The sequence below is a fragment of the Flavobacterium luminosum genome, from assembly GCF_023635005.1.
GTDB lineage: Bacteria > Bacteroidota > Bacteroidia > Flavobacteriales > Flavobacteriaceae > Flavobacterium > Flavobacterium luminosum.
The window spans coordinates 56,748-72,372 of record NZ_JAMLJM010000004.1; the positions used below are offsets into that span (position 1 = coordinate 56,748).

General features: G+C 37.2%; 16 protein-coding genes. 7 read left to right on the forward strand and 9 right to left on the reverse strand.

What is annotated here, in order from left to right:
* Window positions 1–49: 49 nt before the first annotated feature.
* The 5 genes from NAT50_RS06740 (at window position 50) to NAT50_RS06760 (ending at window position 3,348) form a co-directional block, all read left to right on the forward strand.
* Window positions 50–1,015, forward strand: coding sequence for a KpsF/GutQ family sugar-phosphate isomerase (locus NAT50_RS06740; protein ID WP_250592459.1), 966 nt, complete (start codon window positions 50–52; stop codon window positions 1,013–1,015).
* Window position 1,016: 1 nt separating this feature from the next.
* Window positions 1,017–1,847 (forward strand): twin-arginine translocase subunit TatC, encoded by an 831-nt coding sequence (gene tatC, locus NAT50_RS06745; RefSeq protein ID WP_250592460.1) that lies wholly within the window; start codon window positions 1,017–1,019, stop codon window positions 1,845–1,847.
* Window positions 1,822–2,166, forward strand: a complete 345-nt coding sequence (locus tag NAT50_RS06750; protein WP_250592461.1) for a carboxymuconolactone decarboxylase family protein — start codon at window positions 1,822–1,824, stop codon at window positions 2,164–2,166. Before tatC ends, NAT50_RS06750 begins: the two co-directional genes overlap by 26 nt.
* Window positions 2,167–2,329: 163 nt before the next feature.
* A complete protein-coding gene (gene lptB, locus NAT50_RS06755) occupies window positions 2,330–3,070 on the forward strand; it encodes an LPS export ABC transporter ATP-binding protein (RefSeq protein WP_250592462.1) in 741 nt (246 codons plus the stop codon).
* A 44-nt stretch (window positions 3,071–3,114) separates the two neighbouring features.
* A complete protein-coding gene (locus tag NAT50_RS06760; protein WP_250592463.1) occupies window positions 3,115–3,348 on the forward strand; it encodes a DUF5808 domain-containing protein in 234 nt (77 codons plus the stop codon).
* Window positions 3,349–3,372: 24 nt separating this feature from the next.
* On the opposite strand, the gene NAT50_RS06765 is transcribed toward NAT50_RS06760, so the two are convergent.
* Both NAT50_RS06765 and NAT50_RS06770 read right to left on the reverse strand, forming a co-directional pair.
* Complete coding sequence (locus tag NAT50_RS06765) at window positions 3,373–4,221, reverse strand: glycoside hydrolase family 25 protein (RefSeq protein WP_250592464.1); 849 nt, start codon at window positions 4,219–4,221, stop codon at window positions 3,373–3,375.
* Window positions 4,222–4,229: 8 nt separating this feature from the next.
* Window positions 4,230–4,940, reverse strand: a complete 711-nt coding sequence (locus NAT50_RS06770; protein WP_250592465.1) for a CDP-alcohol phosphatidyltransferase family protein — start codon at window positions 4,938–4,940, stop codon at window positions 4,230–4,232.
* 302 nt (window positions 4,941–5,242) lie between these two features.
* Here NAT50_RS06770 and NAT50_RS06775 point away from each other — a divergent pair, with 302 nt between their 5' ends.
* Window positions 5,243–6,328 carry a putative type IX sorting system protein PorV2 gene (locus tag NAT50_RS06775; RefSeq protein ID WP_456298731.1) on the forward strand — a complete coding sequence of 362 codons (1,086 nt, stop codon included), beginning with the start codon at window positions 5,243–5,245 and terminating at the stop codon, window positions 6,326–6,328.
* Window positions 6,329–6,430: 102 nt separating this feature from the next.
* Window positions 6,431–7,543: a lipoprotein N-acyltransferase Lnb domain-containing protein gene (locus tag NAT50_RS06780; protein ID WP_250592466.1), complete on the forward strand. Its 1,113-nt coding sequence runs from the start codon at window positions 6,431–6,433 to the stop codon at window positions 7,541–7,543.
* 107 nt (window positions 7,544–7,650) lie between these two features.
* Here NAT50_RS06780 and NAT50_RS06785 read toward each other — a convergent pair whose 3' ends face one another.
* From NAT50_RS06785 to NAT50_RS06815, 7 genes are all read right to left on the reverse strand, one after another.
* The gene (locus tag NAT50_RS06785; RefSeq protein ID WP_250592467.1) at window positions 7,651–9,039 is read right to left on the reverse strand and encodes a sugar transferase; all 1,389 of its coding nucleotides are present in this window, start codon (window positions 9,037–9,039) and stop codon (window positions 7,651–7,653) included.
* An 87-nt stretch (window positions 9,040–9,126) separates the two neighbouring features.
* The gene (locus NAT50_RS06790; protein ID WP_250592468.1) at window positions 9,127–10,134 is read right to left on the reverse strand and encodes a glycosyltransferase family 4 protein; all 1,008 of its coding nucleotides are present in this window, start codon (window positions 10,132–10,134) and stop codon (window positions 9,127–9,129) included.
* Window positions 10,100–11,455 carry an O-antigen ligase family protein gene (locus tag NAT50_RS06795; RefSeq protein ID WP_250592469.1) on the reverse strand — a complete coding sequence of 452 codons (1,356 nt, stop codon included), beginning with the start codon at window positions 11,453–11,455 and terminating at the stop codon, window positions 10,100–10,102. The genes NAT50_RS06790 and NAT50_RS06795 overlap by 35 nt, the downstream gene beginning before the upstream one ends.
* Window positions 11,442–12,506 carry a glycosyltransferase family 4 protein gene (locus tag NAT50_RS06800; protein ID WP_250592470.1) on the reverse strand — a complete coding sequence of 355 codons (1,065 nt, stop codon included), beginning with the start codon at window positions 12,504–12,506 and terminating at the stop codon, window positions 11,442–11,444. Before NAT50_RS06800 ends, NAT50_RS06795 begins: the two co-directional genes overlap by 14 nt.
* Before the next feature lie 506 nt (window positions 12,507–13,012).
* Window positions 13,013–14,212, reverse strand: a complete 1,200-nt coding sequence (locus tag NAT50_RS06805; protein WP_250592471.1) for a glycosyltransferase — start codon at window positions 14,210–14,212, stop codon at window positions 13,013–13,015.
* A gap of 242 nt (window positions 14,213–14,454) precedes the next feature.
* Window positions 14,455–15,006: a serine O-acetyltransferase gene (locus tag NAT50_RS06810; RefSeq protein ID WP_250592472.1), complete on the reverse strand. Its 552-nt coding sequence runs from the start codon at window positions 15,004–15,006 to the stop codon at window positions 14,455–14,457.
* A 52-nt stretch (window positions 15,007–15,058) separates the two neighbouring features.
* Window positions 15,059–15,265, reverse strand: coding sequence for a hypothetical protein (locus NAT50_RS06815; protein WP_250592473.1), 207 nt, complete (start codon window positions 15,263–15,265; stop codon window positions 15,059–15,061).
* Window positions 15,266–15,625 lie beyond the last annotated feature (360 nt).

Genomic DNA, 15,625 nt, shown 5'->3' on the forward strand with positions numbered 1-15,625 from the left:
ATAAAGATACAAATTTCTTTTTCATATACAAATTTATAACTATTCTGTTTTGATAACAAAAGAAAATATTTTGGCCAGTGCCAAAAAAACGATCTTATCACAAAGTGAATCCATTGCACAACTGATCAATTATTTATCGGACGATTTTGCTCAAGCTGCCGAATTAATTTACCACTGCAAAGGAAGACTCATTGTGACCGGTATAGGAAAAAGTGCCATCATTGCTCAGAAAATGGTTGCTACTTTTAACTCAACAGGAACACCTAGCATGTTTTTGCACGCAGCAGAAGCCATTCATGGTGACTTGGGAATGGTACAAGCCAACGATGTTGTAATTTGTATTTCCAAAAGCGGTAATAGCCCTGAAATCAAAGCTTTGGTTCCTTTATTGAAGCGCTACGGCAATCCACTCATTGGTATGACGGCAGGATTGACCTCTTTCTTGGGTAAAGAATCTGATTTAGTGTTGCATGCTTACGTTGAAAAAGAATCTTGTCCAAACAATCTAGCGCCAACCAACAGTACCACTGCCCAATTGGTTTTAGGTGATGCGTTAGCGGTTTGTTTAATGGAAATGAGAGACTTCAAAAGCGAGGATTTTGCTAAATACCACCCAGGTGGTGCTTTAGGTAAAAAACTATTGCTTCGCGTGGGAGACATGCTCGACAGAACACACAAACCTATTGTAGAGGTTTCTTCTTCGATTAAAGACGTGATCATGGAAATTTCCGAAAAACGTTTAGGTGTAACTGCCGTAATGGCCAACGGAAAACTAGCCGGAATTATTACTGATGGTGACATTCGAAGAATGCTAAACAAAACAGAAACTATTACCGGATTCACTGCTCAGGACATCATGACGAAAAATCCAAAAACAATCCAAACCGATAGTATGGTGGTAGATGCTTTCAATATCATGGAAAATTTCTCCATTACCCAATTGGCGGTTTTTGACAAAGAAGAGTATGTAGGCATATTGCATATTCACGATATTTTAAAAGAAGGAATTATATAAAATGGCAAAGAAAACGCTGGGCGAAATGTCCTTTTTAGACCATCTGGAAGAACTGAGATGGTTATTGGTTAGAAGCTCTATTGCTATTGTAATTTTAGCAACGGCTGTCTTCTTTATCTCTGACTTTATTTTTGACGATATTATCTTTGGCCCTACCAAAGTCAATTTTGTAACCTATCGCTTTTTTTGTGATGCTTCGCATTACCTAGGTTTTGCAGATACTATTTGTATTGAAGAATTACCCTTCACCATACAAAATACCACTATGGAAGGCCAGGTAAATGTGTTCGTATGGACTTGCATCACAGCCGGTTTTATTCTAGGATTTCCTTATATTTTATGGGAAATCTGGAAATTCATCAGTCCTGCACTTTATGAAAACGAGAGAAAATATGCCAAGGTTTTTGTCCTTACAGCTTCTGCCTTGTTTTTTATAGGAGTATTATTTGGCTACTATGTAATTGTTCCCATGTCGATCAACTTTGTGGCTACTTTCTCGGTGAGTGCTATCGTAAAAAATGAATTCAATCTAGAATCCTACATCAGCATGATCAAAACTTCGGTTTTGGCTGGAGGATTGTTTTTTGAATTACCTATCATCATCTATTTATTGACCAAAATTGGATTGGTAACCCCTACTTTCTTACAAAAAACAAGAAAATACGCTGTGGTGATAGTCCTAATTATTGCGGCTATTGTAACACCACCGGATGTGGTAAGCCAAATTACTGTGGCGGTTCCCATGCTTCTGATTTATGAAATCAGTATCTTAATTTCTAAATTTGTAGTTAAACGACAAGAAAAAAATGAGCAACTTAGTACAAGAATTTAATGACTATCGTTCTAAAATGAACGAAAAACTTTTAGCGGACGACAATAAAGTCATCAAACGCATTTTTAATCTAGACACCAACACTTATACTGAAGGCGCTTTGGATGTTAAAACCAAAGAATTATTAGGTTTAGTAGCTTCGGCAGTATTACGCTGTGACGACTGTATTAAATACCACTTGGAGACTTGTTACAAATTAGGAATCAATCGTAAAGAAATGATGGAAGCCATGAGTGTAGCTACCCTAGTGGGTGGAACCATCGTAATTCCTCACCTAAGAAGAGCCTACGAATTCTGGGAAGCATTAGAAAACAATTAATTGATTTGAAAATTAACCAATTTGAAATTTTGAAGATGCAAAACCTTTGTTAATTCATCTATTCTATTGTTTATTTTTGACTTTATTTGTTTAAAACTGACTTTAAAAAGTGATAATGAGTAATTTATTCATTTTCAAATTTTCAAATTTTCAAATGTAAAGCATGATATTAAGAGCAGATCATTTAGTCAAAACCTACAAAAAAAGAACCGTAGTAAAAGGTATTTCGGTTGAAGTAAACCAAGGAGAAATTGTTGGTCTTTTGGGACCTAATGGTGCCGGAAAAACTACTTCCTTTTACATGATTGTAGGCTTAGTGAAACCCAATTCAGGAAACATCTATTTGGATGACATGAATATCACGGATTTCCCTATGTATAAAAGAGCGCAACATGGCATTGGCTATCTGGCACAAGAAGCTTCTGTGTTCCGAAAATTGAGTATCGAAGATAATATCATGAGTGTTTTACAACTCACCAACCTCTCTAAACAGGAACAAGAAGCCAAAATGGAAGCCTTAATTGAAGAGTTTTCTTTAGGACATATTCGTACCAATCGCGGAGACTTACTTTCGGGTGGAGAACGCCGTCGTACAGAAATAGCGCGTTGTTTGGCAACAGACCCTAAATTCATCCTATTAGACGAACCTTTTGCAGGGGTCGATCCTGTGGCTGTAGAAGACATCCAACGCATCGTAGCCAAGCTAAAAAATAAAAACATTGGTATCTTAATCACCGACCATAACGTTCAGGAAACGTTAGCAATTACAGACAAAACCTACTTAATGTTCGAAGGAGGAATTCTTAAAGCAGGGGTTCCTGAAGAATTGGTAGAAGACGAAATGGTACGCCGTGTTTATTTGGGTCAAAACTTTGAGTTAAGAAGAAAAAAATTAGAATTTTAATCCTGTTCTAGTTTACTGAGTTGACTGAAATAAAATCCAGAAGTATGCAGCCTACAAAGGAACAAATCGAAAAATGGCATAACGATCCCAAAAACTGGAAATGGGGTAGTATTTATTACAATCCAGAAGATCCTAGAGCTTGGGTAGACAAAAGAATCAAATGGATGGGTTGGACAGTTAACTTTGCGAATAAAAAAGGGCAGCTCATTTTTATTTTGATGACTCTAGCGATCATTATAATGATGTTATTCTTGCCTAATTCAGCCCAAAAAATTTAATGGTAAAACTACAATTCAAAAGCTTCATCGAATCAATAGTTCCTTCATCGATACCGAATTCCCGTTGTATATATTAATATCCACAGGGCCTTTTATCCCGGGAACTTTGCCGGTTTCTGTGAATTGCCACAACGACCATTCGCTATCTATATTTTGATAAAACGCTGTATAATTCGCTATCCAAAAGGGATAATTTTCGAAATCCTCTTTTAAGAAATCCTCATAATAACTTTCACTACTGTAAATAATCGGTTTTACCCCATAGTGTTGTTCTACTCTTTCCAGCCAACGTCGTAAACCGACTTTCAATCTTTCAATCGATTGGGTTTTCGGTAACTTTTCTATATCCAATACCGGAGGAAAGTCACCTTGTACCAAAGTAACCTGTTCGATAAAATTTTCTGCTTGTTCTAATGAGTTTTCATTAGGACGATAATAATGATACGCCCCACACACCAATCCTTTCTCTTTGGCTTTCTTCCAATATTTTTTAAACTTATAATCGGGTCTGTCGTTACCCACACTAGCACGAATAAAAACGAACTCTATGGGATATCCTCCTTCAATTTCTTTGACTTGATCCCAATGAATCTGATGTTGGTATTCAGAAATATCTATACCGAAAGATTTCTCGATATGCGCGTCTAGCACTTTATCGACCGGCATAGCTCGTGCCTCAGAAAAAACAATTTTATCGGTTGTAAATCCCAAATAACGGGACAACACATTGCGCTGACTGTAGAAAAAAACCAAAAAGCCAAATCCCACGATAATTTTAAAAAAAAGAGAACTCGAAAAAAAGGAAGGTTGACGTTCTACTCTTTTTTTAGGCGGTGCTTTTCGGGTAACCGTCTTTCGTTTCGGCGATGCCATGGGATTCTTTAATTTTTAACTTTCAATTGTGTAAAAAGTGACGATAAAATATACGCTAAAATCACTATAATCACGCCCAAATACCCCAAGAGTACCAATAAAATAGCAGAACCAACCATGAACCCTAACGGCAAGGCATGTTTTTGCATACTGAAGTTTTTTATCTTCAAAGAAAACAAAGGAATTTCAGCATTCATTACATAGGCACTCAATAAACTAATAAGAATCAAAACCCACGGTTGTGTCAAAAAAGAGGCGATCCAGCCAAAATCCTGTTCCAAAACCACCAAGGGAATGCTCAAAATGAACAACGCATTACCTGGTGTTGGCAAGCCAATAAATGAATCGGTCTGACGGGTATCTATATTGAAATTAGCCAATCGAAAACAAGCGCCTAGCGTAATTACAAAACCAACATAAGGCAAATACGGCGCCAATACTCCTTCCATAGGTAACGATCGTAAAAACTGATACATCACCAATCCTGGAGTTACCCCACTCGTCACCATATCAGCCAAGGAATCCAATTGCAACCCTAATTCGCTTTGCACATGGAATAATCGCGCAAAGAAACCATCAAAAAAATCAAAGAAAATCCCTAAGGCCACAAAGAAAAAAGCCAGTTCATATTGAGCTTCCGCAGCATAAACAACGGCTATACAACCTGAAAAAAGATTCAAAAGGGTAATACTATTAGGGATTTGAGATTTTATCGACATAAAATAGTTTTTTAATACGCTATATTCATAATACGCAAATGTACTACAATAACTCATTGCGTGTAATTATTTTTTAGGGATAATTTTTCCTCCATTCGAAGGATTTGCGTTAAAAATAGTATCAGGAACAAGAAAAACCAGCTTTGAAAACGATTCTCGATACTTATTTGGCTTCGTTTACTTTTACAAAAACACTACAATTAACGTTATCGGTAATGACGTTCAATGGCTGACAATAAGTTTATAAGTTGTTGAGTTTAATATTTCAGATTTTTATTTCATCTTTGCTAAAACGTTTGGTCTTGAAAAAAAGCATACTCATACTCTTTATAATCACGGGATTACACAGTTTCGCACAAACTGCCCGAAAGTATTCCAATGAATTCATGAATATTGGGGTCGATGCCCGTGCCTTTGGGATGGCTAATGCCATGGTATCCCATACTAGTGATGTCAATTCAGGCTATTGGAACCCAACGGGATTATTACAAATCGAAGATCAGGAGGCAGCACTGATGCATGCCAACTATTTTGCCAATATTGCTCAATACGACTATGTCGCTTATGCTAAAAAAATAGACGATCGAAGCGCTTGGGGACTGTCTGTAATTCGCTTTGGAGTCGATGATATTTTAAACACGACCCAATTGATTGATTCTGAAGGAAACATCGATTATAATCGTATCAGCTTGTTCTCTACTGCCGATTACGGCGTTACTTTCTCCTATGCTAGAAAATTACCGGTACAACGTTTTCAATATGGTGTGAATGCCAAAGTTATCCGAAGAATTATTGGTGATTTTGCCAGTTCTTGGGGCTTCGGTTTTGATTTGGGTATGCAATACTATGTCAAAGACTGGAAATTTGGACTTATGGTACGGGATATCACCACTACGTATAACGTTTGGAACATCAACGAAGAAGAGTTTAAAAAAATTCAGGAGGCACAAACTCAAAATCCTTCACAAAATCAGGAATTACCTGAAAACACCGAAATTACTTTACCCAAAGCACAATTGGGTGTCGCTCGAAAAGTGGACTTTCACAACGGAATGAGTTTATTAACTGCAGTTAATCTTAATATGGAATTCCAACGAACCAACGACATTTTGTCTTCTGAGGTTCTGAGCATGACACCTGCTGTGGGCTTCGAATTCGGATACGACAATTTGGCTTTTATCCGAGCGGGAGTGGGTAACTTCCAAAACAGTCCCTCTTTGCTCATTGATAGCAACCGCAATCGAGTTACTTTTCAACCCAATATTGGACTAGGATTTCACTACAAAGGGATTTCCGTTGATTATGCCCTGACCGATTTAGGGAATCAAAGTGCAGCTTTGTATTCGAATGTCTTTTCTTTGAAAGTAGATTTATCCATTTTCAGATAACTGTTTTTACACTCATGAAGCACTATCCTGCTACTTTAAGTCAACGTTAGGCTGCCTTAAAATTTATTATCTTTGACCGAATCAACTGCTTTTGACCCAAACATGAAAAAACTTAGATATTTCCTACTACTGATCTTATTTCCCTTTGCTGTTTTTTCTCAGAGTAACCCTATCACCGAAGAAACCCAAATCAGCATACTAACTGTCGATGTGGCTCAGGAATCGCATACTTTATATGGTCATACTGCCATCCGAATCAAAAATGAAGCCCAACAGTTTGATTATGTTTGGAATTATGGAATGTTTGATTTCAACACCCCTCATTTTATTCTCAAGTTCATCAAAGGAGATTTACAGTATTTTGCCGAAGCCTATCCTTTTCAGATTTTTGAGTACAGTTACCAACAGGAAAATCGCACGATATATGAACAAACATTACACCTTTCTCTAGAAGAAAAACAACAATTGTTTGATAAACTCAGCCGTTCTATATTCACAGAAGAAAAATTTTATACCTACAAATTCATCGACCGTAATTGTACCACCAAAGTAATCGATGCCGTCAATTCGGTGTTAGAAGGTCAACCCATACGAAACACCCTTCACGCCGAAGAAAGTTATCGTAGTGTACTCTATCCTTATCAGAAGGACCAATTCTGGATGAATTTAGGGATCAATGCTATTTTCGGGAAACGAACGGACGAACCGGCTCAGGTACTTTTTTTACCTTTAGACTTAATGCAAGTCTTAACAAGCACTATGTACAAAGGGAAACCCTTGGCTTCGGCACCGGTTACTTTATTTCAGGCCACTACAGTCGAAAAGCCTTTTAATTTTTTCAATAGTATTTATGCCTTAATCGCTCTTGTAGCGCTTTTTGTGTTACCCAATAAAAAAGCAACCACCATCGTTTATATTAGTATTTTAGGAAGCATTGGATTGTTCTTTGCCGTTGTTGGCTTTTATTCTTTACACCGAGAAGTACTATGGAACTACAACATGCTATTATTCAATCCGCTATTGTTAGTACTAGCCTATATGCTAGCAAAACAACAAACCGCAAGAGTTCGAAAGTTTAGTGGGTTAATCTTATTACTACTCGGAGCTTACGTCATTTATGGTTTCAATAAAGCACATTTCGTAATGATGTCTCCACTTCTGATAGGCACCGCAATTGTATTGTTTCGTTTGTATCGTAAGAGAGGGGCTAAGTGATAGGAAAAATAAAGTATTATCTCATGCTTTCTCTTCAGTTCTAATTATTTTTGGAATAGAATCAAAATAGTATACCCGTACGAACTAATCGTATTAATACGACAACACTATTGTCCTCGGTAAAACAAAATCGTACTGATCGTCTTCACCGTAATATTCAAATCTAGAAATAAACTACGGTGTTTGATATAATAGAGATCGTATTGCAGTTTAATCAGACTATCTTCCAAGGTTTCACCATACGAATAATTGACTTGCGCCCAACCGGTTAATCCTGGTTTCACCACATGTCGGGTCTCATAAAAAGGCATGATCGCTGCTATTTCTTTCACAAAAACCGGACGCTCTGGTCTCGGACCTATTACTGCCATATCACCCTTGAGTACATTGATGAATTGTGGCACCTCATCCAAACGGGATTTTCGAAGAATCTTACCAAAAGTTGTCACTCTCGCATCGTTAGAAGTCGCGAATACTGCTCCATTTTTTTCAGCATCTACCACCATCGATCGCAATTTGTAAATTTTAAAAAGTCGCCCGTTTTGCCCTACCCGTTCCTGAGTATAAAACAAAGGCCCCGGATTGGCCACCGCATTTCCAATGAGAATGATTGGACTAATTAGAATCGCTAGTCCCAAACCGACTAACGACAGTGTAATTTCAAGAGTCCGTACCACAATCAAATACAGTTTGTTCTGATTGTTTCGTGAAAACGGAAAATATTTATAAAAATCTCTAGCAACAAATTGCACGGGAATACGATGAGTAATGCTTTCATACACTTGGGTATATTCTCTGACTTGTATACCCTTCTCCAACAACTCGATTAAATGATGGTACAATTCCTGTGTAATACCCTCCGTTTTTTGGGTAGCTATGATAATTTCCGGCACCTTATGCTCCTGCAAGTACAACTCTAATTCCTGAAGTTTGATATGTTCTATTTCGGTAAGACCTTCTACAAAATCCGCAGAAAGATTCACAAATCCCACTACTTTAAAATGAGGATCTATTTTTTGAATCCCCTTTACCAATTCCGAAAGTTCACTCTGATGACAGACAAAAATAGCCCTTTTGATAAATCGATTGGCCGCCAAAAACTTAACATACACCATTCGCCATAACAACAAGGCTCCGAAAACTGAAAAATAAAACAAGAGGATTTGCAAACGGTTATCCGGCAACGTAGGCGTTACTTTGGGTGTTAACAAATACACCAAAACAGTCATTGAAGTGGTGAGTACAATACTTTTACCGATTAGAAACTGATTACTGGCCACTTGTAGGTTGTACATTTCAAACACCGTTCCGAAAAACAACAGATAAAAAGCCAACACCATGGTCCAGAGATAATTCTCTGACGAAATCGTGAAATAATGAAAGTCCAGCAAAGAACCGACCAAATGCAAGACCGACAAGACAAAGAAAACATCCATCAAACGAAGTAAAATTTTTCGTTCTGAAACTTCAAAGTGAATGGGATGATGCGAGGCCATTAGAATCTATATTTTGCCGAAATTAAGAAAAATTTAAGAAAAATAAACCTTCTCATGTTAAATTATCTACAACTATAATACAAAAGTCTACGACAACAAATCAATCCACTGTTTTTGAACTACTTGCCAATCCCAACTTTCTACTTTTTTTCGAGAAGCTGTTGTCAATCGGTTGACCAATTCCGGAGATTGTAAAAGATTGATTACTGCCTCTTTCATCGCCAAAACATCATTATCTGGAACCAAAAGCGCTTCTTCTTTGTCTTTGACTAAATAGGGAATTCCTCCCACATTGGTAGAAACCACGGGCAATCCCAAAGCCATGGCTTCCATAAGACTCACCGGTGTATTGTCGAAATGGGTGGTGTTGATAAACACCTCATAGTCCTGAGCTAGTGTGGTCCATTCCGCTTTGCTCAAACCTCCGGTAAACCGAACCGAAACGCCCTCTTGACGGGCATAGTCTTGAGTTGTCTGTAAGCTACCGTCTTTATCCGGACCTACCATACACAACTCGGCATTGGGGTAGTGTTCCTGTACTTTTTTCAACACCGCTACTGCTAGGGTCGGATTGTAAATCGCTGCAAAAGCACGAACCCATAAGAGTTTAGGTTTTAAATGGCTTCGCTTTTGGAAAGGATACTGCTGAATCTCAATCGTATTGGGAATAAAAAGCACTCTTTGATATCCCTCTCGTTCGAAAACCTCTTTTAGGTAAGTAGAAGGAGCTACATTTTGATAGGCCTGTCCAAAAAGCATCTTACAGAGTATGGGATTTTTTTTCAATCGCTGTGGTAAATTACCACCATGCAAAATAGGAATATACGGAATCTTCAGAAGCCTTGCCAGCTGACTCGATAAAAAAGCATACCAAAAAGCCTTGGTACTGTAGGTATCGATTAGCACATACGACACTTGTTGCCGATACACCACAACCGCTCGCAACATTTCCCACAGGCGAAGTACAAAAGACGACTGATTGGAAGCATAAAAAACAGTATAGCCTTGCTGCTCCAACTGCGGCCCTAATGTTTCTATGGTGGTTTTATTGAAACCGTGCTTACTGAGCTGATTCCCGAGGTACAGTATTTTCATTCTCAAATCTTACTTTTAAAAGTGCTAGGGCATACACAAAAGCTGGGGCTGCCAGTCGCATAGACGCATGATTGATTGTCAGTAGCCAAAAGGCAACAAATGGGAGTACAAAAAAATTCATCCTATTGTTAAATGCCAATATCAATGGCGTCACCACTAAGATCATTAAATTGAATGCTCCAAACATCCCGTGTTCGGCCAACATCCGGGTGATTTCATTGTGTGAGGCCGCTTGTATTCCCGTTGTCTCTTCCCGGTACTCTTTATTTTTTCCAACCCCAATTCCTAAAATAGGATTGTCCATAAACATTTTCAATTCCGATTCAATCAATTGTTCCCTACCGGTTAACTTGCTTGCTTTTTCTCTCCCTCTTGCATCTTTATTCGCATACCGGTTTTCAATTAATCCCCCTGTTTGTAACGAACTGTACGTCCAGACACCTAAGGCTGCAAACAATGAAAAAGCAAAAATTACCGCGATTCGCATCTTCACTTTAGGTCGGGAGTACAGGAACAATATTCCCAACAACAACACTATCATCACCACTCCGGTAATCACTCCTCCTCTGGAAAATGTTACAATTCCTCTAAAAGCAAAAACCATCGCTAGAGACGCATGTAATAATCGTAGTTTATTTGTAGGAGAATTTAGCAGTAGTTGCGCAAAAAAAATAAAAATCCCAAATCCTAAAATAGTTGACATCTGATTGGGACCAAAACCTCCTGAAGTTTCAAAATTAGATTGCGTATCCGTAACCACATCCTTAATACTAGGGGTATATAAAAAAAGGTAGACTACAATCGCTACTAATGGTAAACCAAACGCACTTAAAATCGTCTTAAAACGACTCCAACTGATCTGGCGGCTGTAACAATAGAGTGCGGAAATTCCCAAACAAACCGGTCCTGAAATATTAAAGGCTATCGCTTTTCGAATATTGGCTTCAAAAGAAAGTGTCACCGTAGATAAGACCACTCCGGGGATTAGAAACAGTAAAAACAATATATACACAAAGGATTTTAAAGACATCCCTGAATATATCATCCCTAAAATCATATAAATAATGATACTGTACTTGGCGTACTCGTTAAAGTGCATTCCATTGGTCATTCGCAACAACACCTCTACTCCTACTACATAAGCCGACATCACTAGGGCCTCATTATTTTTATTTTGATGCTTGTAAATAAAATAAACCCCATACAGAAAAATTAGTATACTGTATATCTTCATTAGTATTGGAAGTACAAAAGCTACCCCTCCAATCGCTGCATGCCCCAGCAAAAGTTTGATGTATCCGCTCTCCTTACTTTGTTCCATGAAGTACAAACTTTAAATATCGTTCCATAACAGCCTCTTGCGTATAGTTTAGCTGTATCTCATTTTTCCAATGCGTCCCCATTTTTCGTCGTAACTCTTCGTTGGTTACCAATTGGGTCAGGGCTTGCACCAACTCGGATTCATTTCCGGAAGGTACTACCATGCCACTTTCCGGACTTAATACTTGAGGAATTTCTCCCACTGCCGTTGCCACCACAGGCAATCCTCCATACCCATATTCTAACAAGGCTACGGGTAAGCCTTCAGACAAGGATGTCAAAATACCGATATCCGATTGACGAACCACTTTTTCCACTGCTGTGGTGCTACCATATAGATACACTGTATTTTCTAGCGCTTTTTGCCCGATTTCCTTCTTAACACTCTCTGAGTAAGCATCCTGAAAATCTTTTCCTACCAAATGAAAAGTCCAATCTGGAAAACTTTGATGTATTTTTTCCGCAACACGGATTAACAAACCGTGATTTTTCTGAGGTCTAAAATTGGCTAGACATAGGATTCTTTTGCCTGAGGTTCCTGCCATAACAAAAGGAATATCACTTGGTTGCAGGTCAACAAAATTAGGCAAATACATCACTCTTGAACACCATAAATGCTTAATCGCCCATTGTTGCAATTGAAAATTAACCGCAATAATCCCATCAAAACCTAAAGAACACCACTTGAGTATCCACAAAGGCCTGTTCTCTAGAAATTCACTATTCCCAAAATGATCATGCCATACTATCTTTACATTACAACTTAATTTAAGCAGTATCGCCATAAAAAAAGAACTACTGTGGGCATGTATAGTGTTGATTCGGTGTTTTTTTATATAATTTCTTAATCGGATCAGCGCTTGCAGATCCACACTACTCTTTTTTTTAAGGAAAAGATAATCTACCTCAGCCGCCAAATGTTCCTTTAAAAGCCCTTCCGCCCGTGTCGCTACTAAACTAGAGAACCCCACCTTTTTAGCCAAAGCATTAGCATAATTCACCGCCATACGTTCCGCTCCGCCAGGTTCTAGACTGTCAATTAATTGAATCACTCGTATTTCTTTGGGATTCGCCAATGGTTGTAGTGGATTTGGTTAAAGTTGTAAAAATAGAAAAAATCAAAAGAAGAAGCGTCAATTCAAGTAAAAGTTAATTTATAAAAGAAAATAGAAGCTATCGCTTTATTTTACGGAAATTTCAACCCTTTTACCCAGAACACATTCAACGTTTTGTTTGTCTTACTTCAAAGCGTCTCTTACACCACAAAACATAAGAAAATTTTAAAGATTTTCTTCCAGTTCACCAATCCGTGTTCCCAAAAAACTAAAATTTAAAAACCTATAAATCCTGTACGTTTTTTGTTTGATGGATTATGTTATAAAATTCATCCTAGAGATGCTGAAACGAGTTCAGCATGACAAACAAACTATTATGTACACGAATTGCTTCCCTCTGTATTCCTGAAACTCGACACTTGAAGCCTACAACAAATTACAAAAACCATCGATTCCTGAACTCCGCCAAGGCAGATCCGTTCGATCCGAGGCCAATCTTCAAACTAGCCTATCAACAATTTTCTAATCTCTTCTTCAAATTTATCCGTAGTAAATTGTCGAGACCAAGTTTGTCCTTCGAAAGCCATTTTTTGACATACTTCTTGGTTATTTAAAACGGTTTCTATTTCTCTTACATCTTGATCTATTTGTTCTTGTAAAAGAACCCCTCTACTTCCATTGCCTAACATGTACCGCACACAGGAAACGGGAGAGGCTGCTGGTACACAACCCCAAAATAGTGCTTCTGCCACCACTTTGGGCCAACCTTCACTTTTGGAAGGTAAAATTAGAAAGTGACTGGTTTGGTATGCTTTCCGAATAATTTCTTTGGACTGATTTCCTCGTAAAAATACTATAGCTCCTAAATTCTTTTGGGCAATATACTGCTCTAGTTCCGTTCTTAACACTCCTTCCCCATACAACTCTAAGTTTACTTTTCTGCCTTTTTGAGACAATTGTTCTACTAACTGAATGGCATATAAAGGTTGTTTGCCTTTGGATAGTGTTCCGACAAAAAGAAATTTTATTGGAGTGACCAATGCTATGGGTTGTCTGGTGTCAGGTTGTTTAGCTTGCGCTGAGCGCGTTGAAGAGCAATCACTTTCCTCAGGGCTCACCTTGGCTTCGAGTGACCACAATCTAGCTTCTTCTTGGCTGTAGGTAGCCGTAAAAAACGGTTTAATATTCTTCGTACTTCCTTCCCATTCCCCATATACCAGTACCTGCATATTTCGTGTTAAAAAAGTATTGGATAAAATCCATTTTTGAAGGCGATAACTCCAAGGTTGTTGGCTTTTAGGATCCCAATTTCCTGCGTATTTAGCCGTTTTTTGTTTATTAGGAAATAAAATTTGAACCAAACAAGCCAACAAAGCAATATTCCCTGGGCAACGCAAATGAATATGGTCGGCCTGTTTCATGGCTTTGAAGATTTTTACTAAAGCCACAAAGGCAAGAGGAATTGCTTTCAGTTTATTTGAAAATGAAGTGATATCAAATTCTTGAAGTGCTACAATTGAATCAACTTTAAAAGAAATCGGAGCAATTAAAAGTTTTCTATCTTCTTTCCAAATGGGACAACAAAATTGAATTGTATTAGCATGTTTCGCCCACCATTGCATTTCTTTTTCGTAAGGGGCATACAAATAGGATTTACCCTCCATTTCAACCACTGGTGCTGAAGATATAACTAAAAGCTTCAAGATACATTGATTTTTGTTGCAAGTTACGATTTCAACTAGAAACAACAAACTCTGATACGTGTAATCAATCTCTCTGGATAAATCATTTAATATCTCTTATTTTAAAAAACATAAAAATTTTAAAACATATAAGGCATGTAAGGGAATATAAGTAAACACTACGCAGAATAAAATTTTTTAGAGAGTACTCGTATTTCTTACATCGCGTCCCAAAAAACTTAAAACCTGAATGTTGAAACTGACTAAATATAGCCCTCCGAACTTTTTTCTGAAACTTTTATGGCAGGAACCCCTAGCATTACACCATTTGCTGTGACGTTAGTGTTCACCAAAGAACAAGCCGCAATCAAAACATTGTCTTCTACTATAATATTCCCTGCAAGTACAGCATTGGCTCCGATGTAGACGTTATTCCCAATTCTGGGTACTCCTCTTTTCTCTCCCAGACCCGAAACCCCTATCGTAACGCCTTGAGAAATATTACAATTATCTCCAATGATTGTTTTTGCATTTAAAATAATGCCTCCAAAATGACCAATGTAGAATGAATGGCCGATTTGAACAGAAGATGGAATGGAAATTCCTGTGGTTATTTCAATACCTTTTTGCCAAAACAAACAAAGGCCTTGTAACAATTGCTTAACTATTGGGAATGACATCTTATAGACTGCATGTGCTATTCGATATTGAAAACAAGCCCAAAAACCTTGTGTAAAAAAAACGATGGTAATAAAGTTACCTCCATATTTTTTATACTTTTTGTAATCGGATGAAATTAACTGTGATAAATTCATTACCTTTTAAAAGATTTAAAAAGTAAATATACAATTAACCTAAATACAATTGTTATTTCCCTTTGTAAAATTCTTTCAACTCCTGTATAACATCATTAACATCCAAACCTTGATCTCTACAAAATTCTTTTACTGTTATTTTCTGATATTTTTCTTTTTTATTTTTTCTTTTGATAACTCTAACTACTCTTCTTGCATAGCTAGAACTTACTCCTAAAATAACCTCAACGTCTTTTGGTCTAATAATTAATCGTGACATACTCTATAATTTATTAAATTACTATTCTTTTCTTAAAATTCATATTCGTTTTCAAATTATATTTCAAATTAAAAACAAGCTCAAAACAAAATGTGTAACGTGAAAATTTACACTTTTTAAAATTTTATTTTACAAATGTAAAATCAGCACTTTATTAAAAATAGGACACATCATTTTACTTCTTATAACTTATTGAAAACAAAGTAAAATCAACTTATTTTTAAAAGTTGTGACATGAAACAAATTTCTCTATGCAAACTTACTTTCAAGTCTTTTTAAAAAATAGGACACATCGTTTTACTTCTTATAACTTACTTGAAGCAAAGTAAAATCAACTTATTTTTAAAAGTTGTGACATGA